This window comes from Pseudoalteromonas sp. APC 3694, from assembly GCF_030407565.1.
Lineage (GTDB): Bacteria > Pseudomonadota > Gammaproteobacteria > Enterobacterales > Alteromonadaceae > Pseudoalteromonas > Pseudoalteromonas tetraodonis.
Map to the genome: position 1 here is coordinate 64,726 of NZ_JASDDE010000011.1, position 20,241 is coordinate 84,966.

General features: G+C 40.3%; 17 protein-coding genes, 1 other RNA gene and 1 pseudogene. 9 read left to right on the plus strand and 10 right to left on the minus strand.

Going from position 1 to position 20,241, the window contains the following annotated elements:
- Positions 1 to 16: 16 nt before the first annotated feature.
- A complete protein-coding gene (locus QMA00_RS06200) occupies positions 17 to 913 on the minus strand; it encodes a GGDEF domain-containing protein (protein ID WP_036981963.1) in 897 nt (298 codons plus the stop codon).
- Positions 914 to 1,040: 127 nt separating this feature from the next.
- On the opposite strand from QMA00_RS06200, the gene QMA00_RS06205 reads away from it, so the two are divergent.
- Positions 1,041 to 3,014: a monovalent cation:proton antiporter family protein gene (locus QMA00_RS06205; protein ID WP_138626781.1), complete on the plus strand. Its 1,974-nt coding sequence runs from the start codon at positions 1,041 to 1,043 to the stop codon at positions 3,012 to 3,014.
- Between the two features lie 17 nt (positions 3,015 to 3,031).
- Here the strand turns inward: QMA00_RS06205 and QMA00_RS06210 are convergent, their stop codons facing one another.
- Entirely contained in the window at positions 3,032 to 4,177 is a 1,146-nt protein-coding gene (locus tag QMA00_RS06210) for a patatin-like phospholipase family protein (protein ID WP_036981966.1), read from the minus strand.
- A gap of 345 nt (positions 4,178 to 4,522) precedes the next feature.
- Here QMA00_RS06210 and QMA00_RS06215 point away from each other — a divergent pair, with 345 nt between their 5' ends.
- From QMA00_RS06215 to QMA00_RS06230, 4 genes are all read left to right on the plus strand, one after another.
- Positions 4,523 to 5,401 (plus strand): DUF3014 domain-containing protein, encoded by an 879-nt coding sequence (locus tag QMA00_RS06215; RefSeq protein ID WP_036981968.1) that lies wholly within the window; start codon positions 4,523 to 4,525, stop codon positions 5,399 to 5,401.
- Between the two features lie 139 nt (positions 5,402 to 5,540).
- Positions 5,541 to 5,637: signal recognition particle sRNA small type (gene ffs, locus QMA00_RS06220), an RNA gene on the plus strand.
- Positions 5,638 to 5,770: 133 nt separating this feature from the next.
- Entirely contained in the window at positions 5,771 to 6,400 is a 630-nt protein-coding gene (locus QMA00_RS06225) for a TnsA endonuclease N-terminal domain-containing protein (protein ID WP_087530673.1), read from the plus strand.
- A complete protein-coding gene (locus QMA00_RS06230) occupies positions 6,393 to 7,319 on the plus strand; it encodes a hypothetical protein (protein ID WP_290156452.1) in 927 nt (308 codons plus the stop codon). Before QMA00_RS06225 ends, QMA00_RS06230 begins: the two co-directional genes overlap by 8 nt.
- A 211-nt stretch (positions 7,320 to 7,530) precedes the next feature.
- Here QMA00_RS06230 and QMA00_RS06235 read toward each other — a convergent pair whose 3' ends face one another.
- Together QMA00_RS06235 and QMA00_RS06240 are read right to left on the minus strand one after the other, a co-directional pair.
- The gene (locus QMA00_RS06235; RefSeq protein ID WP_076922224.1) at positions 7,531 to 8,754 is read right to left on the minus strand and encodes an MFS transporter; all 1,224 of its coding nucleotides are present in this window, start codon (positions 8,752 to 8,754) and stop codon (positions 7,531 to 7,533) included.
- 563 nt (positions 8,755 to 9,317) lie between these two features.
- Positions 9,318 to 10,490, minus strand: a complete 1,173-nt coding sequence (locus QMA00_RS06240; protein WP_290156456.1) for an alpha/beta hydrolase — start codon at positions 10,488 to 10,490, stop codon at positions 9,318 to 9,320.
- Positions 10,491 to 10,613: 123 nt separating this feature from the next.
- Here QMA00_RS06240 and QMA00_RS06245 point away from each other — a divergent pair, with 123 nt between their 5' ends.
- Complete coding sequence (locus QMA00_RS06245; RefSeq protein WP_076922227.1) at positions 10,614 to 11,513, plus strand: LysR family transcriptional regulator; 900 nt, start codon at positions 10,614 to 10,616, stop codon at positions 11,511 to 11,513.
- A gap of 577 nt (positions 11,514 to 12,090) precedes the next feature.
- Here the strand turns inward: QMA00_RS06245 and QMA00_RS06250 are convergent.
- Both QMA00_RS06250 and QMA00_RS18935 read right to left on the minus strand, forming a co-directional pair.
- Positions 12,091 to 12,546: a PaaI family thioesterase gene (locus tag QMA00_RS06250; RefSeq protein WP_008464865.1), complete on the minus strand. Its 456-nt coding sequence runs from the start codon at positions 12,544 to 12,546 to the stop codon at positions 12,091 to 12,093.
- 27 nt (positions 12,547 to 12,573) lie between these two features.
- Positions 12,574 to 12,849, minus strand: a complete 276-nt coding sequence (locus QMA00_RS18935; RefSeq protein ID WP_356947885.1) for a GNAT family N-acetyltransferase — start codon at positions 12,847 to 12,849, stop codon at positions 12,574 to 12,576.
- 172 nt (positions 12,850 to 13,021) lie between these two features.
- Between QMA00_RS18935 and QMA00_RS06255 the strand changes: the two are divergent.
- Positions 13,022 to 13,171, plus strand: a pseudogene (locus QMA00_RS06255) (response regulator); the annotation flags it as partial.
- A gap of 74 nt (positions 13,172 to 13,245) precedes the next feature.
- Here the strand turns inward: QMA00_RS06255 and QMA00_RS06260 are convergent.
- The 4 genes from QMA00_RS06260 to QMA00_RS06275 all read right to left on the minus strand — a co-directional run bounded on the left by QMA00_RS06260 (position 13,246) and on the right by QMA00_RS06275 (position 16,758).
- Positions 13,246 to 13,647 (minus strand): DUF6691 family protein, encoded by a 402-nt coding sequence (locus QMA00_RS06260; protein WP_076922229.1) that lies wholly within the window; start codon positions 13,645 to 13,647, stop codon positions 13,246 to 13,248.
- Between the two features lie 3 nt (positions 13,648 to 13,650).
- Entirely contained in the window at positions 13,651 to 14,064 is a 414-nt protein-coding gene (locus tag QMA00_RS06265; RefSeq protein ID WP_076922230.1) for a YeeE/YedE thiosulfate transporter family protein, read from the minus strand.
- Positions 14,065 to 14,067: 3 nt separating this feature from the next.
- On the minus strand, positions 14,068 to 15,189 hold the full coding sequence (locus QMA00_RS06270) for an outer membrane protein transport protein (RefSeq protein ID WP_254843665.1): 1,122 nt from the start codon (positions 15,187 to 15,189) through the stop codon (positions 14,068 to 14,070).
- 144 nt (positions 15,190 to 15,333) lie between these two features.
- Complete coding sequence (locus tag QMA00_RS06275) at positions 15,334 to 16,758, minus strand: sugar porter family MFS transporter (protein WP_076922231.1); 1,425 nt, start codon at positions 16,756 to 16,758, stop codon at positions 15,334 to 15,336.
- A 486-nt stretch (positions 16,759 to 17,244) separates the two neighbouring features.
- Here QMA00_RS06275 and QMA00_RS06280 point away from each other — a divergent pair, with 486 nt between their 5' ends.
- Both QMA00_RS06280 and QMA00_RS06285 read left to right on the plus strand, forming a co-directional pair.
- Positions 17,245 to 19,401, plus strand: a complete 2,157-nt coding sequence (locus QMA00_RS06280) for an exonuclease domain-containing protein (protein ID WP_076922232.1) — start codon at positions 17,245 to 17,247, stop codon at positions 19,399 to 19,401.
- Between the two features lie 282 nt (positions 19,402 to 19,683).
- Positions 19,684 to 20,172: a sel1 repeat family protein gene (locus tag QMA00_RS06285; RefSeq protein ID WP_076922233.1), complete on the plus strand. Its 489-nt coding sequence runs from the start codon at positions 19,684 to 19,686 to the stop codon at positions 20,170 to 20,172.
- The last annotated feature ends 69 nt before the right edge of the window (positions 20,173 to 20,241 follow it).

A 20,241-nucleotide genomic window follows, 5' to 3' on the forward strand; every position in this document is an offset into this window, starting at 1 on the left:
TAGGCTCTTTTATAGCTTAATAAGCTTTTGCGCAGTTTCGCCCAGATGCTTTTGCTTTATACAAGCCCTTGTCCGCACGAGAAAATATCTCGTTTTGGCAATCACCACTGTTAGTTAAGGTAAAACCAATACTGGTTGTTACATTGTACTTAGACATAATCGGTGAGTTTCGTACTAAATGCAAAATACGTTCAGCGATCACTTTATTGGTGGTGAAAGCCGGGTCTTCGATTAATATTGAAAACTCATCGCCACCAAAGCGAAATACCGAATCAGTCCCTCTAATACTGCTCGATAAAACTGTAGCAAATTCTATCAAAACGTCATCGCCAATTTTATGACCATAGTTATCATTCACTTGTTTAAAATTATCTAAATCAAGCAGCATTAAACTAAATGGATAGCCGTTACGTCTATGATTTTCAAGCTTTTGTTGTAACATGTCATTAAATTGACTACGGTTGTTTAATCCGGTTAATGAATCTTTTGTGGCTAACCTTAATACACGGTTATACATAAGTGCATTACGCAATGGATAAATTAGCACACTATGAAAGTGTTGTAGCTTTTTCTCAATAGCCGCACTAAGCGGATACTTTGTATAATAAGTTAATGTGCCTAAGTACTCATTTTCAACTTTTAAATCAAACGAGTACGCTGGATTTTCAACATCACTATTGGGTGTTTTTACATCAATACTTGTTGCTTTAAAATGCACACCAGAAAAATTAAGCAGCTGTTTTGCAAAGTTTGCAAACGTACCTAAAATATCTTCTAAAACTAAGCTAGTTTGTAGTTTAGCCGCCAGCTCATGCAGTGATGTCGGTGTATTGCTATTATATTGCTCTGCTGAGAACGGCAAAAATTCGCCGCGACCAGAGATACGTTGTGTCAAAATATGAACGTTTTCCACTATTTATTCCCCCTATAGTATTACTTTTTATAACTAAGCAGGTTATATGCCATATTTACATTTTTGCTGAAACTTATACGGTTGCTATAGTTAAGTCACATTCCATTGATTGCTTATAAGGATTGCATTGCAAAATATTAATGTTCAGGTTTTTGGACTTTTAGTTGCTGCGGTTCTATTTGTATGGCTATTTAAGCGAATAGGGCTTCCCCCTGTGTTGGCTTATTTGGCAGTGGGTTTATTAGCGGGTGGTCATGGTGTTGGCTGGATAACACAAAGCCATGAGATGGACTTTATTGCAGAGCTAGGTATTGTATTTTTGCTGTTTAGTTTAGGTTTGGAGTTTTCTGTATCGCGCCTAATGGCAATGCGTAATATTGTATTTGGTTTAGGGTCGTTGCAAGTATTTGTTAGTAGTATTTTGCTGATTGTGATTCTGCATTTATTAAATTTTAATTTATTAACCAGTTTTACCATTGGCATTATTATTACGCTCTCCTCTACTGCGGTGGTTGCTAAATTATTAAAAGAGAGTGGGGATTTAAATAAACGCCGAGGGCAATTAGCAATCGGTGTTTTACTATTTCAAGACATTGCGGCTGTGCCGTTACTCATTATTTTGCCTTTATTTGCCAGCAGTGATTCCAATAGTATTGGTTGGGCATTACTGTTAGCGCTGACTAAAGGCGCGTTTGTGTGTGTATTGCTATGGACTATTGGCAAGTGGGTTTTGCCCAAGGTGTTTAAAGAAGTGGCACTAGCACGGAGCGATGAGCTGTTTGTATTAACCACGTTATTGGTGTCTTTGTTTGCAGGGTTACTCACATACTCTTTTGGTTTATCGATGGCATTAGGGGCATTCTTAGCCGGTATGATGCTTGGTGAAAGCCATTACCGTCATCAGCTAGAAGCGGATATTCGCCCGTTTCGTGATATTTTAATGGGGTTATTTTTTGTTACCGTAGGTATGCAGCTAGATATCAGCTTTGTTGTTAATCATGCGAGTATTATTGTTGTTGCTTTACTGGGCATTCTAGTCTTAAAAATCGCCGTAGTGATGTTATCTTCTTTATTTATGGGAGAGCGAAAACAAGATGCATTAGCGTGCGCTATAATGCTGTGGCAAATGGGCGAGTTTGGCTTTGTGTTAATTGCACTCGCAGCACAGCATGACTTACTGAGTGCGGAGCAAGTATCATTTTTAATTGCCATGGGTGTAATTTCTATGGCACTCACCCCGTATTTAATCGATAAAATTCCCTTTATTTTAAAGCGACTGGGTATGTTAGAACGCGCTAAGTTTGCCTATGAAGATGAGCCACAAAGCAGTACGCTTTATAATAATCATGTAGTTATATGTGGATTTTCTCGGGTAGGGCAAACTATCGCTCGCTTTTTATCGCCAGAGGCTATTGATTATGTGGCCATTGAAAGCGACCCCATATTAGTGCAAGAAGGAAAAGCGGCGGGTGAACCGTTATTGTTTGGTCACGTTGAGCAAAAAGATATTTTAAAGTGCGCAGGAGTAGAGCGAGCACGCTTAGTGATTATTACTTTTACGGAATTTCAACAAACTCAAATAGTGATTGATGCCATAAAGCAGGTTGCTCCTAGGGTAAAAATACTCATAAGAACCCGTGACGACAGCCAATTAGAGCGTTTAAAAGATTTAGGCGTCACTGAGGTTGTGCCTGAGGCGCTTGAAGCAAGTTTAATGCTGGTCTCACATGTGTTGTCTATGTCGGGTGTACCAATGAGCCGAATAGTTCGCCGTGTTAGTAGCGAAAGACGTAACCGCTATAAGCTATTACAAAGTTTTTTTGCAGGCGAAAACATTGACAGCGATACCAACTTGTTAGAGCGTTTAGAGTATTTACATGTAATAGCCTTACCAGATAAAGCATTTGCGGTAAACAAGGCTATAAGCGAGCTCAATTTAGCAAAAAGAAAAGTGCTAATTAAGGCGCTTCGCCGCGAGGGCGAAGAAATAGACACACCACCAGAACACACAATATTGTATGCTAATGATATTTTAGTGTTGCAAGGCAAACCGAGGCGAGTAGAACGTGTTGAGCATTATTTACTTGATGGTATAGAGTAGCCCATCAAGCAAAAAACTTACTCTAGCTCTAAGAACTTTCTGATCTCAGGTAATTTTGCCATACCATCGTCGTATCCGATTTGAATTAAATGCTGGGTGTAGCGTTTTTCAAATAACAAATAGCTGGTCAAACTCGACTGAGAGCGCTTTTTTACCCCGATTATACGTAATAAAACTTTTATCGCCCAAGGCATATCATCGTAATACTGCGCTGCAATGGCATTGAAGTTTTGCGATGGATTAATAATAAAGCTATCTATTTGTTTCAACTCTTGATGCTTATGCTTATTGGGCAATAAACCGAGTGTGCGGTTTATTCTGTCCAAGCGCTCTAGATCAGATTGCATAGTGTCGGTAAATACACTGTCGAGTAAATGGCCTGCTACAGCAGAAAGCCCGGGGAAATGTGCAGAGTATCCAGGAGGATGTGGCTCTTTGGGTTGATCAACCCCAATAATAAATATTTTATTTGCCCCTAAGTGAATAGACGGGCTTAAAGGTGAAAGCTGATGTATAGAGCCATCACCAAAATAGTGGTTATAAATATTCACACTTGGAAACACCATAGGAATGGCACTTGAGGCCATTAGGTGTTCTACATTGATACGAGTAGCACGACCTTCGCGTTTGGCTCGTTGCCAAGAATGTTGCGTATTTGACTGAAAAAAAGCAACAGAATCGCCAGTAGTATAACTGGATGCAGTAATAGACAGCGCCTCTAAATAGTCACGGTGTAAATTACGCTCAATACGATGTAAATCCAGTATATCGTTTAACAGTTTTCTAAGTGGTCGGTTATTTAACAAGCTTGCTGGTGGATGGTTTATATGTTCTGACTGGAAACTGGTTAAAATATTACGGGTAATATGACCAAACACACTTAAAAAGTCGCTTTTATATACCATCGAAGTTGAAAAGTTTTTCCATACTGTTTCTAGTTTTCTTACCGCTAAATGCATGCATGAGGCGTAACATGCTAAGGCCGCAGAATTAATTGCACCGGCAGAGGTGCCATTTATCACTCTAAAGGGGAGCGGGGCGGTTCTGGGCATACTTTGCGCTAACGCTTTCAAAACACCCACTTGATAAGCCGCTCGGGCACCACCACCTGTTAGCAATAAGGCAATTTTAGGTTTACTAGGATCGACTTGCTTAATTTTCATGTTAGGTATTTAAACTGTTCGCTGTCTATACTTTATTTATTCACTTTAAGTCTTTAAGCTAGAAGAATCAAAGGATATGTTAGAGTCTATTTATCTTTCGAGGTTGAATTTTTATCAGTGTGTTTGTATTTTTAGGCAAGGAGGAGCCTATGTATTGTGGTTACTTCCCATAAATAGGCGATAACGAAGCTTAAAAACCAAACATCCTCCGCTAAGGGGGCTGAACAAATTTTAATCCGAAAGGTCAACAGACCCTACTTATTAATGAATATTAGTGTAAGTTAGGAATTAAATCTGTTTAGAGTACTCTAAACGGTATCGCATTTTTATATTTATGGAGTTCGTATGTCAGATAAACCATCAGAATCAGATGTTCAAAAACGTCCACCGAATAACAACCTTATCTTCGCAGGGGTTATTTTATTAATCATTATTATTGCCGCCGCGTTTGTATTATTAAAACCAAGCGAAGCCCCAGAAACAGTTATGCAGGTTGAAGAACCCATAAAAGAGCAACCCGTTATGGAGCTAAAACCTGAAAACGATCCTGTGGTGGGGGCGCCATCGGTTAAGCCAGAAAAACCTGAAGAGTTTGCAGTGCCAGCACAGCGCCCAGACGTTGAGCCAGAGCCTGAGGTTGTACCTCTACCAACATTAAATGACAGTGATCCTGTCGTGGTTGCAAAATTAGATGAATACTTAGGCGATGCGGCAATGAGCCTAGTGTTAAACGATGATGTTATTCGTCGTGGTGTGGTGTTTATCGATAACTTAGCAAAAGGTAAGGTAGCTAAGAAACATACCCCAGTTGTAAAGTTAGAAGAAGGTTTTAGCGTAAACGAAGGCGATATTTTAACCATTGACCCTAATAGCTATGAACGCTACACCCCATATGTAAAAGTACTAACGAGTATGAGTGCCGCACAAGCTGTTCGTTTATATGAAGAATATAAACCGCTAATCAACAGTGCATACACTGAAATTGGCTATGGCGATGATGAGTTTACACAAACACTTGAAGATGCCATTGACTTGCTACTTGATACTCCAGAGCCAAAAGGCAGCTTACCTTTATTGCGTGACTCGGTTACTTATCAGTATGCGTTTTCTGAGTGGGAGCAATTACCCGCTGCACAAAAGCAACTTTTACGCATGGGCCCAGAGAACATGAAAAAAGTAAAAGCAGCGCTACGTAATATAAAAGCGCAGTTAGAGAGTAATTAATAACCGCTTTAACCACTAAACACTCTGCGATTGTATGTTAAGTATGCAATCGCACTTTCTTTTTTGATTATCCCTTGAATAATAGAATAAAAGTAGCGATAATCTCAATCGCGCCAACCAAGGCCCTCAATGGTAGTCTTATTGGTCCTCTCGCAACACTAGCAGGCGAACCTGGTCAGGCCCGGAAGGGAGCAGCCACAGTTTGTGACGTGTGTGCCGAGATGTGGCTGGTAAGACTGCCACCCAAATTCCTCATTTGGGTGTTGTTTGAAGTATAAGTTGACATATTTGTACTAAAAGATGGCATAAATTGGAAGTATAAGGTGGCATAGTCTAGTATTTAACCAAATGGTTAGATGGTTGACTCACATGTACAGAAGAAAACTCAAACACTCCCGTGTTAAAAACCTCCATAAATTTGCTAGTCAAAAAAATAAATCTACCTGTTTAGTTGAATCCTCTTTAGAGTTTGATGCTTGTTTCCATTTTGAATTTTCACCATCAATAGCCGCATTTGAAGCACAACCACTCGGTTACGAATATCAGTTTGATAACCGTATTTGTCGTTACACGCCTGACTTTTTACTTATCCACACAGACGGCACGCAAAAATTTATCGAAGTAAAACCACAAAGCAAAATTGCCGATGAAGACTTTCGTGCACGTTTTATTGAAAAGCAAGCCATCGCTAAGCAAGATGGACGCGATTTAATACTGGTTACTGATAAGCAAATCCGTGTATACCCAACACTCAATAACTTAAAGCTTTTGCATCGCTACTCTGGTTTTCAGTCTTTAACAGAGCTGCAAGCATCGGTGCTAGAACTTGTTAAGCAATACGGCTCTATTAAAGTGGGCCAGTTAGTTAACTTTTTAAAAGTAACTGCCGGTGAGCTACTTGCTACGGTGCTACGCTTATTATCACTAGGGCAGTTATTTGCCGACTTAACTACAAATGAAATATCAATAGAAACAGCAATTTGGTCTAACAATGTTTAATGACGGTTTGTTTGATGATGAATTTAACCAGCCATTACCAAAAGCAGAAACCAAACTACCTCAAAATTACGCCAAAGATTTACAAGCCCTTCCTGAAAAAATTAAAACTACAACATTTGCTAAGCTTAAATATATTCAATGGCTTGAGGCTAATATTCAAGGCGGTTGGACACAAAAAAACCTTGAGCCTTTATTAAAAGTAATGCCCGAAGTTGAGGGAGAAAAGAAGCCTAGCTGGAGAACCGCTGCACGATGGTATAGCGCTTATACCAATGCAGATAAAAATATCATGGCGCTAATTCCAAGCCACCAAAAAAAGGGTAACAGGGAGCGCGATACAGCCACCGATAAGTTTTTTGAAAAAGCGCTTGAGCGTTACTTAGTAAAAGAAAAACCATCAGTGGCTTCTGCTTATAAGTATTATGCAGATTTAGTTATTATTGAAAACGACAGTGTTGTGGGCAGTGTTTTAAAGCCTTTAACATATAAAGCGTTTAAAAACAGAATAGATAACTTACCACAATACGAAGTAATGATTGCTCGTTATGGTAAGCGCCTTGCTGATATTGCTTTTAATAAAGTAGAAGGGCATACACGGCCTACCCGAGTACTCGAAAAAGTTGAAATTGACCATACACCGCTTGATCTTATTCTATTAGATGATGAGCTGCATATCCCACTTGGTCGGCCAACACTCACTATGTTAGTAGATGTGTATAGCCATTGTATTGTTGGCTATTACTTTAGTTTCAGCGAACCCAGCTATGATGCAGTAAGGCGAGCAATGCTAAATGCGATGAAACCTAAAAGTGAAGTGGCAAAACTATACCCAGATACGCTAAATGAGTGGAAGTGTGCTGGCAAAATTGAAACTCTCGTTGAGGATCAGGCTCCGAAGGTTCTGATCCATACTCCTTAATTTAGTATATAAACTATATAGTTCATATTTTCTTCTGAATTATTTCAAGATAAGTTCACGCTTCTAGAGTAATTTCTCTAACGAAGTTTTTATCTAGCACTGTGCATAACGTAGAACCAGACTATAACGTTAAGCTGAAAATCCAGCATAATTGCTCAATCAACACGAATGACGGAATTCCGAATGAGCGATAACACGCTGTTTCAGAGTTTTATTTCACCGTCATTCTGGCTGTCAGCAACGTCATAGCAGCAGCAATCAATAGGAGAATTGCGCTCGAAAGGAAGGTACTTTCGTATCCGCTGACATCATATAAAATTCCTCCTACCGTAGAGCCAAGTGCGATAGATAACTGAACCACTGCGACCATTAATCCTCCTCCTGCTTCGGCACTATTTGGGAATGTTTTAGGCACCCAAGCCCACCACCCAACAGGCGCAGATGTGGCAACAAACCCCCAGATAGCTAACAGTGCAATAACTAAACCTTCCAGATGTCCCCACATAACTAAGGAAATTGAGATAGCGGCCATTATCAGTGGAATCGTCACTAAGGTTGTGTAGAACCCGTGTTTGAGGGGGTTATTAATAATTGTCGTACCGATAAATCCAGTCACGCCTATGATCATCAGAGTCATTGATAACGTAGTGGGATCAGTGTGGGTAACATTTTCAAGGTACGGTCTGATGTAGGTGTAGAGGCTGAACTGCCCCATAAAGAAAATGCCTACTGCAATCATTCCGACAACGACGACTGGGCGTCGAAAAAGATAAAAAATAGAGAACACACTTCTTAAATTCATCGTGCGTTTTTCAACTGGCATCGAGGGTAAACTCAACCACTGCCAGACCAATGCAATGATTGAAACCGGGATTAATGCTAAGAAAGCCCCACGCCAGCCAATGAGTGTGCCTAAATACGCACCTAAAGGAGCTGCAATCACCATTGCAAGTGCGTTACCACTATTAAAAATAGCTAACGCACGAGAGACTTTATTTTCTGGAACGAGTCTCATCGCAGTTGCCGCAGACATTGACCAAAATCCACCAATCACAGCTCCAATAATCGCTCGGCCCACCATGTAGATGGTATAATTAGGTGCAATGCCAATAATGGCACCCGATAGCCCCATCATTCCGGTCAGAACCAAAAGTAATGTCTTACGATTGACATTGCCCGCCAGTGTTGAAATAAATAAACTAGTCACCACAGCAAATGCACCGGAGATGGCGATCCCTTGACCAGCCATACCCTCAGTAACGTCTAAAGAACTCGATATTAGAGTCAATAGGCTTACTGGCATAAATTCAGAAGCAACTAGTGCAAACACGCAAAGTGTCATGGAAAAAATACCACTCCAGTAAGCCGGTTCAGTTTTGTTTTGTCTCTGTTCTAAATTAAGTTCTGAGTCCACTCGTTCAACTTTAGAATTCATAAAATCTTTATACCTATCTAAACTTCGGTAAAAATGGCAATGGAATATCTAGCCATCTTTCCATATATTAATTACTTGTGGCTTGTCTACTTTGGGTACGCCAATATTTCATAGCGTAATGCGTCACAACGGCAAGAAGTGAGATGACCGTTAGCCAATGACCAAAAAAAGGGGTAACAGACGTTTTGAAGTTCCATACATCAAGGCTGTAGTTAAACGTAAGTTTCGTCCATATGCCTAATGCCACGATATAAGCTACAGCAATGCGAAGAGCTATTTTCCTGTATATATTCTTCACCAAAGATCGGCTCAATCCCATGATTTTCGGCCAGTGAGTTCCTAAATGGACACCTACAATTACCTTTACCCAATAAGCAGAAAACCGAACACTGCTTTAGAAATCACAATACTCGTTATCAACAGAATGAGCATATTGACAAACAAAGCGGCATGAAGAAGTACCGTCACGATGCGGCGCTTGTCCTACCGACCTTTGAGTAAACCATTAAACCAGGATATATGAGTCTTTTAGTTATCTTATGCATCGTTAACCAGCCCAGTTATTAAGCTAAGCTTTTCTGGAAAAACGCCGTCAACTTATCAAATGGAATTTTGTCCATTTGATCATAGAGATCGACGTGATCTGCGTCAGGAATAATCATCAGCTCAGCATTATTAGGAGACAACTTGTGTACATCTTCTGAATAATAACGAGAGTGTGCATTATCACCTGCAATCAATAGCACTGGTCGCGGTGCGATCATTTCTATGTTGGCGTACATAGGGAAGCTAAAGAATGACATTGGTGTCGTGGCAGTCCAAGCTGATGCAGAATTAATACCTCGTGGGTGGAAACCACGCTTGGTACGGTAGTAGTCAAAGAAAATGGCAAGTACCGGGTTTGGGTTCGCAGATAAGGTATCCGGCAGAACACGTTCCCCAGTGACAATATTTCCATTGTCATCGAACGTAACCTCATGGTAACCCAAACCATAACTGCCACGATCGACATCGGCCCAACGTTGCTGACCAAGATAATCCATAACTTTATGGCGTTCTTCCATTGTATAACTGTCTTTGTAGCTACGACTCATGCTACGAGACATGTCGTACATTGAAGCGGTTGCGACTGCTTTAATGCGTGGGTCGCTCGTTGCTGCGGTCAGTGCCATACCACTGTAGCCACAAATACCAGTAACACCAATTCTCTCACGGTCGACATTAGGTAAAGAGCCAAGAAAGTCCACAGAAGCACTGAAATCTTCGGTATTGATATCAGGAGAAGCAACATTACGTGGTTCACCACTACTTTCTCCCGTATAAGACGGATCAAAAGCGAGCGTAATAAACCCTCTTTCTGCCATTGTTTGGGCATAAAGTCCAGATGATTGCTCTTTAACGGCACCAAACGGGCCACTCACAGCTAACGCCGCATGTTTTCCTGTGATATTTATTGGTACATACAGGTCTGCAACCAGAGTTATACCATAGCGGGTTTTATAGCTGACTTTTTTATGCTCCACTTTGTCACTTTTATCGAAGGTCTTATCCCATTCAGTTGAGAGTGTCAGTGTTGGAGCTCCATTGCTTGCAGCAAACACAGAGCCCGAAGTTGATAGAGCGCCTAATGCGGTAGCGTATGCGCCAGATTTTTTCAAAAAGGCGCGTCGAGACGGCTCAACATTTGATAACACCTGTTCTTGTTCAGCATGTTTAGTACTATCTATTAAAGCCATAAGTATGTCCCCTGTATCATCATGTCTTGATTGAATAGCTGATTATTAATTTAAATATTGACACAGATTAAGTAACATGATTAGTAGCATGTAATTTGATGAACTTGTGAGAAAAACTCAATAATGAATTTTACAAAAATTGACGACATACAAGCTTTTCTTGCCGTGGCTGAAGATGAAAGCTTTACCAAGGCAGCTGCAAAAATTGGTATTACCCCATCAGCATTAAGTCATAGAATGAAAAGTCTAGAGGAAAGGCTGGGACTAAGGTTACTAACTAGAACGACTAGGAACGTATCACCTACAGAAGCGGGAGAACGATTAATTACCTCTTTGTCACCCCTTTTTGAGATGATAAATCAGGAGGTGGAAGCTCTGGGAGAGCTAAGAGATAAACCATCTGGCACGATTCGTATTTCGTGTACAGATGATCAAATTGAACTCTGTTTAAGACCTAAACTGGCTCAATTCTTGGAGAATTTTCCTGACGTAACTATTGAACTATACGTCGATTATGGATTTACCAATGTTGTTACCGATAGGTTTGATGCGGGTATTCGTTTAGGTGAATCAATCAATCAAGATATGATAGCGCTTCCCATAGGTCCCGATATACGCCTCGTTGTGGTTGGATCTCCCAATTATTTCAATCAACACGGAGAGCCTAAAACACCTTACGAGTTACCTGAGCATTCGTGCATTGATATTCGACATCGGCCAGAAGGATCTGTGTATGCATGGGAGTTTGAAAAAGATGGTAAAGAGTTTACTGTTAAGGGTAAGGGGCACATTGTATTTAACAGCATTATACATGTCCTGAATGCAGCCGTTGATGGTATTGGTCTCGGATTTGTTCCTGAAGAACTGGCAAGACCTTATCTGAATGATGGTAGATTAAAATCAATATTAACTGATTGGACACCGTATTTTCCTGGATTTCACCTTTATTACCCCAACAGAAGACAGTCATCACCTGCATTTTTAGCTTTTGTTGAGGCATTTAAACACAAGAGAAACCCGTAAAAAACTACTCTTTACTGGAATATATAATGGTAAGTTTTAACTAGAAACCTGCTGCTTGATTACATGCTTGGAAATAAATTAAATTCTCAAGTCAGTAAATATACTTGACGCCCTTAAACGCAAACCTCAGAAATGTAAATAGGTAATTTATTAAGCTTCAACCAATGGTTGGGCGACGCTGTCGTTAACATTTAACCATAGTTGTCTCACTGCACAAATATCGTTAAGCTATAGGCCCGTTCCTTGCTCGAAACAACGCCTTGGAGCATTTGCATTGACTCGTTTTGGGGCAGAAACAAGTTGATCATGAATGACTGCTCATGGCACTGAGCCGAACTTCGGCAAAGAGCGATTAGCGGACGTTGGACATAACTTTTGCGCAAGTCCGCTTCAGACAAGGGGCGAACGTTCTACGCCCAAAGCAGCGACAGCGTTAGCTGTCCGACTGACTTTGTTTGTTAGCCTCGAATTGCTTCAATGCCTCCGCTGCAGGCCTGAAGTAGGCGTTTATATAAGATTGCAATTGGTAACCACTAATCTTCCCCTCAAATAACTGCCTTTTTTCTTTTAAACGGAGTCAAGCTTTCAGAGAGTTAATTGTTTTAATATTCTCACTTCGTTTCGATGTATAGGGCGGTATAGAGTATGTACCCACAACATGTGCTACTAAATCACTCACCCCCTCAGAGTACAGAGAAACCTCCCCAACCACGAGAGTACGGCCGACTTTTATCAGAGAACATTCCGCAATGATTCGCTCATTTGCCGATGGCTTACGTAAGAAGTTGATGTTAAGGCTAGTTGTTACTGCCAATGGCACGATGCCAATTTTACCAAGTATCGCCACATAAAGTGCCACATCAGCCACACTCATTAAAACAGGCCCCGAAACCGTTCCGCCAGGACGTAATTCATCCTGACCTACATGATGAGATACAGTCGCTCTACCGTTGCTCACTGCTTCCACAACGCATTTACTTTGTGGAAACTCCGATTTCATGAAAGCGATAACTTCTTCTTTTGTAGCTGTCATTGAGACTCCTTAAATATTTATTCACGTTTATATGCACCTGGTGAAGCGTTGCTCCAAGACTTCTACACCCCATTTTGAGCCTAGTTTCTCTTCCACCAATGCAAAGCCCTGACTTTCGTAAAGATATCGAGCTGCATTAAGCCCTGAGAAAGTCCATAAGTTGATTTGGACGAAACCCTGAGCATCGGCAAAAGCTAATGCAGAATTGAGAAGCTGTTTACCTAGTCCGAAACCTCTCAAAGAGTCGTCCGCAATGAACCATCGTAAATGTGCTCGATTATGCCCAAGATCTTCACCATCAATGGCAACAGATGGATTTTATCGTCCCGTTTGATCGTCCAAATCTCATTGCTTGGGTTATCTAGCCTTCCAATAAATTCCGCCATGCTACTCGCCACTGAACATGCAAATTCCCGACCAAAATCAGCCACTGTCGTGTAATAATGGGCATGCATCTCCGTAACACGTGCAATCAACCGGCTTACGAGTACCTATAGTGGCGATCACTGCAAATGCTTATGAAGAAGATAAGCAGCGCTGTTTAATTGTTGGTATGGATGACTTTATAGCCAAACCCTTTAATAGCGATGATTTATATACAGTGATTGGTAATATACTCAGTTGAGCAGCAGCTGAAGAGCACACAGCATAGATCACGGTTAGCATGCTAAGTGGCCGAGGCGTGCTCGGCAATTCATATTATACTTTTTTGGTCAGCCACATACCGCCAAGTACTGAAGCAAAAAATAACCAAAACTCTGTTTTAAGTGATACCAGTTGTACAAGCCCGGGGCCCGGGCACACGCCGCTTAAGCCCCAACCTAAACCAAATAAAATAGAGCCAGTAATTAACCGCGTATCGACCTTTTTTAAATCGCTAAGGCTTAGTTTGTCGGTAAACACCGGCGTGCCTTTTTTAGTGAGCCAAAACCATGCGCCCATCATAATGGTCATTGCAACAGCCATAACAATAATTAAGCTACCGTCCCATTGCTGATTAAAAGTGAGAAAGTTAAGCACTTTATCTGGGTTGGTCATGCCACTAATAATTAGTCCCAAACCAAATACAAACCCTAAAATAAGCGTAATAATTGCGTGCATGATTTACCCTACTAAATTAGCGGTGATAATGGCGATTGCCATAAACGTACAGGTTGATACCCATGAACGAGCCGAAAAGCGCGACATACCACACACGCCGTGACCACTGGTGCAGCCATTCGCTAACGTGGTTCCCGCACCGACCAAAAGCCCTGCAATAATAATCATCCAAGGGGATAAGCTTAATTCACCTACTAACAGCTCAGGGGCAAATAATTGTATAAATACACCTGCTAGTAATAACCCCATCATAAAACAAAGTTTCCAACGAGAAGCTGCTGCCAGTGGATTAAAAATTGATTTTATAAGCCCTGAAATTCCCGCTACTTTACCAAATAAAACCAGTAATAACGCGCAGGCTAGACCAATTAAACCACCGCCAATAGCCCCAGATAGTGGTGTGAATTCGGTTGTCATCGTTTAAATCCTCCAAGCAAGGGATACACCCAATCCTGATTGTTCCATTGAAATTGATAGTTGTTGATTAGGCGCTAAATAGTTTGCACCTGTTACATTTTTAGAAGGTGAATAAAAAGCCATTGCGTTAAATTGCACCGCGTCACTAAGTGCATGACTAATGCCTGCTGTAAAATGCCATTCTTGTACACCGGGCGCTAAAATATTAAATAAAATGTCAGATGATGGAATGGGTTGCTCGGTATAAGAAGCACCAAACCTAATTTTTTGTTGCTCAGTGCGTTGCCATTGATAACCCAGTTTATAAATACTCATATCGTGCCAACCAAAGCCTGCTCCGGCTTCAGCCCCTAGTGGCGCTGACATTAAATTAGTAATAGGGTTGGCGATACTTTTTACTTCACTGTAATTTATTTTTTGCCAATCAAACACCACTTGGTGCGATGGTAAAAACTGCCAAGCGGTACCGAGCTGAATAGAGCTTGGTAAATCAAACCCGCCTTGCTTTGCAAACAGGCCGCTGTAACGGTCAAATTTATCCATAGACACTGATGAACGGTAACTGGCGCCCCAGCTAAATGACGAATTAATAATGTGGCTGATCCCAAGTTGTATTCCAATGCCTGTGCTGGTATCAACGCCATTATTAGACAGCGCCTCTGGTGCTTGCGAAAAAGCGGCAAAATTTGCCAAACCTTGTGCTTCAAATTGTTGCACTACATAAATAGCAGATACACCTAGGCGTATTTGCTCATTTAATTGATAGCTCATGGTTGGGCTGACAAATAACTGTTTTAAGTCAACACCGGTGGTACCGTCATAAAATGTGCCTTGAGGAGCTGAATCAGCCACATATTCTGTGTTCATTCCGCCGTTACCGTAAACTAATAGGCCAATATTAATGCGCTCATTTAGTTGATGGCCAATAGCAAATTCGGGAATTGCAAATAAGCTGTTATCACTCTTTTTGGTGGTTGCGTCCAAATACAGTGCATTGGGAAAGTATTCATCGACCTTTGCAGCGGTGTAGTTACGCTTAGGAGCAAATAATTCTATACCTACCGACATTTGCGTGCCATTAGCTGAAAAAGTAGCCGGGTTATTTGCACCCTTTTTATATTCCAAAAAAGAACTTTAAAAGATTATATATACTAAAAAAGCATATTGTTTGTGGATGAGGAACAGGTAAATGAAAGGGCTTACAAAGGAGGGTTAAATACGCTGGAGTAAAACAGCATTATTAAGCGCTATTTTACTCCAGCCAAGTGATTACATTGACTCTAATTTCATACCGCGTGTTTCTTTAATGTATTTAACCACAAAGAACACACTAATAAACGCTGAGAGAGTGTAAAAGCCATAGGCGCCTGCTAAACCAATACTACCTAGCATGATAGGGAAGGTCATAGTAATAGCAAAGTTAGCTATCCACTGCGCACTAGCTGCAACCGCAAGGGCTGCTCCGCGAATGCGATTATTAAACATTTCACCAAGCAGTACCCACACAATTGGGCCCCAGCTTAAACCAAAAAATACCACAAACAGGTTAGCCATTATTAAAGCAAAGGTACCCATATTTTCGCTAAGTGCTAACTTGCCCGCTTCATCAAGGCCTGCACTGCCAAAGGTGTAGGTAAGTGCACTTAAACTAATAAACATACCTATGCTACCTACCAATAATAGTGGCTTACGACCTACTTTATCGACTAAAGCAATAGCTATAAAGGTCGATAAAATATTAGTGGTACCCGCAAGCACGTTTATAAACAGTGATTGTGATTCATCAAAACCAGCGGCTTGCCAAAGTTCTGAACCGTAATAAAATACCACGTTAATACCAACAAATTGTTGGAAAACTGATAAAGCTACACCCACCCAAACAATAGGGTGTACTTTTTTACTGCCATCAATATATAAGTCGCGAATACTTGGTTTTTTATCACTTTTCAGAGACTGCTTTACGTCACTGATTTGCGCATCAGCATCGTCATTTGAGATTTTATTAAATACAGTTTTAGCGTGTTTAAGCTTGCCTTGTGCGACTAAGTAACGCGGTGACTCAGGAATAAAAAGTACGCCAATCAAAAATAAGCCTGCAGGAACCAGTTCAGCCCAAAACATCCAGCGCCATGCAGCTAAGTCTAACAGTAAAATACCCTCGGCACCGCCTGCGGCATTAGCAATTAGGTAGTTACTTAAAAAGGCTGCAAATAAGCCAAGAACAATAGCAAGCTGCTGCAGTGTTGCTAAACGGCCGCGTAAGCTGGCAGGTGCTACTTCTGCAATATAAGCCGGCGCTAAAACAGATGCCGCACCGATACCTAATCCACCAAATAAGCGGTAAAAAATAAACTCAGCTGAGCTATCAGCAATACCAGAGCCAAATGCACTGATAGCAAATATAAGTGCAGTGACAATCATAATAGCGCGACGGCCAAATTTGTCAGCTAATGGGCCAGCAGCTAAAGCACCCAGCGCACAACCAAGTAAAACAGAGGCAACATTAAACCCTGTTGCTACACTGCTTGAGTTAAATGTATTACCTAATGCCGATACAGTGCCATTTATAACGCCTGAATCAAAACCAAATAAAAAGCCACCAATGGCGGCAACAGCCGATATAAAAATAACGTATAAAAGTGAGCACTTTGTCTGTGCGCTTTGCTCACCTTTAGTTGCATGCTGTGTTGTCATGTTGTTCAATCCTAATTTTTATTATGTGTAATGAAGTTAAAGTACCACTAATAATTTGCGGGCAACCTTAGCACAGAGTAATCACGCTAAAAAAGATATTTCAATAGTAATACGTATGCATAAATAAATTAATTGAGTTGCGCGAGGGTCTGTTTATCTTTTGAGATTGAAGTTTCAGCAGTATGTTTGGTTTTTAAGAAAAATAGATCTTTTGCCATGTGAATGCCCGTAAATAGGTACTAACGCTTCGTTAATGTTAAACACGCACTGCTTGAAGGGTTCTGCTATCTACACAGGTGAAGATAAGGGCCAGGGTATAAAAAGGGTGCTCGGTTTTAACTTAGTTTATTAAGTAACAAACCTCGCTAAAATTAAAGCGCCCGAGATTGAATCAATTTAAATTCTAAAAGGCTATTAACTCCTAATTGGGTTGCTAAAAGCGCTCAAATAATTATACTGTTTTTATATACAGTACTGGCGGTTTTTATGAAAAAAGAGTTACCAGCAAAATATTATTTGGCACATTTTAAAGAGCTAATAGGCTTTGTAAGCGATAAATGTATGCATTTACTTGAGCAAAAGCACATTACATTTATTAATAAAATAAACACCCTCGACGAGCAAAGCCAATGCATGCTAGCACGTATTTATTCTCGTAAACCTTATTTAGTGCAAACTCAGTCATTAAATTATGAAGAGATTATTTCGCCTTATCAGTCACTTTTTAATTTAAAAACAGCTGGGTTAATCTGTGAACCCTCACAAGCAGACGCTAAGCAACTGCTTAGCCATCTAACAAAGCCGGCCTTAATTGAGTTGTTAGCTCAACAAGAGCTGCCACCACTATTTAAAAAAAGTGCTGCTAAAAGTTGTTTAGTTGAAGTCGCTATTTCATTTTTTGAATCTAAGCCAGAGCGTCTTTCGCATTTGTATAATCAGTACGTGATCAATAATAGAGATGAGTGTTACCAGTATTTTGAGTTTTTGTATATTGGCAGGCTCAGTGCCGGTGATGTTAATCATCAAAACCGGTTTGTACTAAGAGATTTAGGGGTAACCCCTGTTAGGCAAGGGCATAATGAAAGTTTGTCTCGCTTTGACTCAATTGAGGAAGCGCAATCTAACTATGTGTTAAACCGTTTTCGGTTAGCCGTTAAAAACGCGAAAGATGACAATGAAAATGAGACGTTAGCAAAACAGTTAATAAATGAATTAGCAGTAGGGGTTGTAGCTCGAGAGCTAAAGAATAAGTTATTGATCATACTTTATAAGCAACTAAAAACAACTAACCCTGTATTAGCGTTTGATGTACTTAATGCCTGCGAGGATGATGCGCACGCCCTAGAAATTCAAATAAGAGAGCAATACCGTTTAGGCAATAAAGAATGGGTAAAGGCGCAACTTGAGAAAATTATAGAAAATCCGCTCACCGATGAGTTACTGTACTTTGCGGATGACTTTTTAATGCGCAAATTTAACAAGCAAACACGCTCACGGCTTAGTGAAATGTTAGCCAGTACACGCTGTATTATAGAAGTTGATGAGCTCTATCGTGGCGATGTTGAGTTAGGTGTAAGTGATCACTACACTCGCCAAGGTAAACACGTTTTTTATACCGAGAATACCTTGTGGCAAAGCTTATTTGCGCTGGTTTTTTGGCAGGAACTTTTTATTGAAACTCCGACACCCCCCTGCAATGAGTTTGATATTTACCCGCAAGCCTTAAAAACAGATACATTTTATTTAAATCAATCCTCGCAAGTAGAGGCGCGGCTGGCTGCGTGTAATAGTACCCAAAAATTGCTGCGTTTAGTGTGTAACCATTCAGCGAAGTATTATGATCAATCAAATGGCTTATTTAGATGGCACAAAGATGTATTAAAGCCATTAGAGATGCTTATTTTAAACAGCCCGATAAATGCGCTATTAAGCCATTTAAAAAACATGGCAAAAAACTACCGACAATTAAAAGATGGTTACCCCGATTTAATGATTGTTGATAACAGCGCAGTTCATTTTGAGGAGGTAAAAGCCCCCGGAGACAAGCTTAAAAGAAACCAGCTAGTGAGCATCGATAATTTAAAAAACATTGGTTTTAAAGTCAATATTGCCGCGGTGAAGTGGTATGTAGACCCTAACCGTATTTATAGTGTGGTAGATATTGAAACTACAGGAGGCCTCAAAGGCGGTAACCGCATTACCGAAATTGGTATTGTTAAAGTAAAGCAGGGCGAAATAGTTGATACATGGACCACATTGATAAACCCAGAGCGACCCATCCCGCGCTTTATTACCAAACTAACTGGTATTAACGATGCCATGGTAAGCAATGCGCCCATATTTAGCGAGATTGCAGCGCCGTTACTGAATCAATTATCAGGCAGTATTTTTGTGGCGCATAATGTTAATTTTGATTATGGCTTTATTAAAAAAGAGCTTGAGAGGATAGGGATTAATTTTAAAATGCCGAAACTGTGTACAGTCGTTGAATCACGCAAAGCATTTAAGGGATTAAAGTCATACTCACTCGGTAATTTATCGGCACACTTTAATTTAGACTTAACCAATCATCACCGTGCATTAGACGATGCCAAAGCGGCCGCGCAGTTATTATTACTGGTTCAGCAAACGGGCAGTCAGTGATAGATTTACGTCAGTTAAAAGTATTTTGCTTAAAGTGGTAAAGTGCCTTGTGTATAAATACAGGGTATTAAAAAATTAGGTTTATCTACTTTTAATAGGCGATTAAAACTGCGCTAATAAAATAATCGCTGTAAGCTTTGCAATCCCATGATAATGTTAAATTTATGCTAACATATTTTAGGGCGGGTGTTTTAAAAGTGGTATATGTTTCTGGGCAAAAACAATAATAAATTAAGGATAATAATGAATCATTGACAATTGAGTGCCACTTTGCTGGTATTGATGGCTTTAATAACTGGCTGTAATTCGTCACCAATAAGTCTTTACAGCGATAATACCATGAAGAAAAAAGAATATAATGGTGTTAAGGCATACAGAAAAGAGGAGTTTGAAGAGGCTTTTAACTATTTAGAAGAGCCCGCTGCATTGTGCTATAAAAGTGCACAATACACCCTAGCGTTTATGTTTTTAAAAGGGCAATATTTAGAGCAATCAATTAAGCTTGGTATGGGGTGGTTGGGTGTTGCTGCAGAAGCAGGCGTTGAAAATTGGTCACAACAATATGATACTTTTTATACTGCTGCGACAACACACGAGAAGCAAGAAATAGATGCAATTGTTGCCGTTTATATTGAGCAGTTTGGTGTTAAAGCTCAAAACATGACCTGCCGTAGGTCAACATCACCGAGACGAACATTCGGCGAAATTAAAATTGATTGTAATAAACACGATGGTGTTGTCACCGTTCATGAAATACAAACAATAGAGTAAAGCTAGTTACTAACTAACCTGAACTCTGGATAATAAATCTATCTCAAGCAGCTATTTTCAGCGCTAACT

Bases quoted from the DNA above. Each gene is read 5' to 3' on its own strand.
- QMA00_RS06210 (WP_036981966.1), bottom strand. From the start codon at position 4,177: ATGAAAATTAAGCAAGTCGATCCTAGTAAACCTAAAATTGCCTTATTG.
- QMA00_RS06215 (WP_036981968.1), top strand. From the start codon at position 4,523: ATGTCAGATAAACCATCAGAATCAGATGTTCAAAAACGTCCACCGAAT.
- QMA00_RS06225 (WP_087530673.1), top strand. From the start codon at position 5,771: ATGTACAGAAGAAAACTCAAACACTCCCGTGTTAAAAACCTCCATAAA.
- QMA00_RS06230 (WP_290156452.1), top strand. From the start codon at position 6,393: ATGTTTAATGACGGTTTGTTTGATGATGAATTTAACCAGCCATTACCA.
- QMA00_RS06235 (WP_076922224.1), bottom strand. From the start codon at position 8,754: ATGAATTCTAAAGTTGAACGAGTGGACTCAGAACTTAATTTAGAACAG.
- QMA00_RS06240 (WP_290156456.1), bottom strand. From the start codon at position 10,490: ATGGCTTTAATAGATAGTACTAAACATGCTGAACAAGAACAGGTGTTA.
- QMA00_RS06245 (WP_076922227.1), top strand. From the start codon at position 10,614: ATGAATTTTACAAAAATTGACGACATACAAGCTTTTCTTGCCGTGGCT.
- QMA00_RS06250 (WP_008464865.1), bottom strand. From the start codon at position 12,546: ATGACAGCTACAAAAGAAGAAGTTATCGCTTTCATGAAATCGGAGTTT.
- QMA00_RS06260 (WP_076922229.1), bottom strand. From the start codon at position 13,647: ATGCACGCAATTATTACGCTTATTTTAGGGTTTGTATTTGGTTTGGGA.
- QMA00_RS06265 (WP_076922230.1), bottom strand. From the start codon at position 14,064: ATGACAACCGAATTCACACCACTATCTGGGGCTATTGGCGGTGGTTTA.
- QMA00_RS06275 (WP_076922231.1), bottom strand. From the start codon at position 16,758: ATGACAACACAGCATGCAACTAAAGGTGAGCAAAGCGCACAGACAAAG.
- QMA00_RS06280 (WP_076922232.1), top strand. From the start codon at position 17,245: ATGAAAAAAGAGTTACCAGCAAAATATTATTTGGCACATTTTAAAGAG.
- QMA00_RS06285 (WP_076922233.1), top strand. From the start codon at position 19,684: ATGGCTTTAATAACTGGCTGTAATTCGTCACCAATAAGTCTTTACAGC.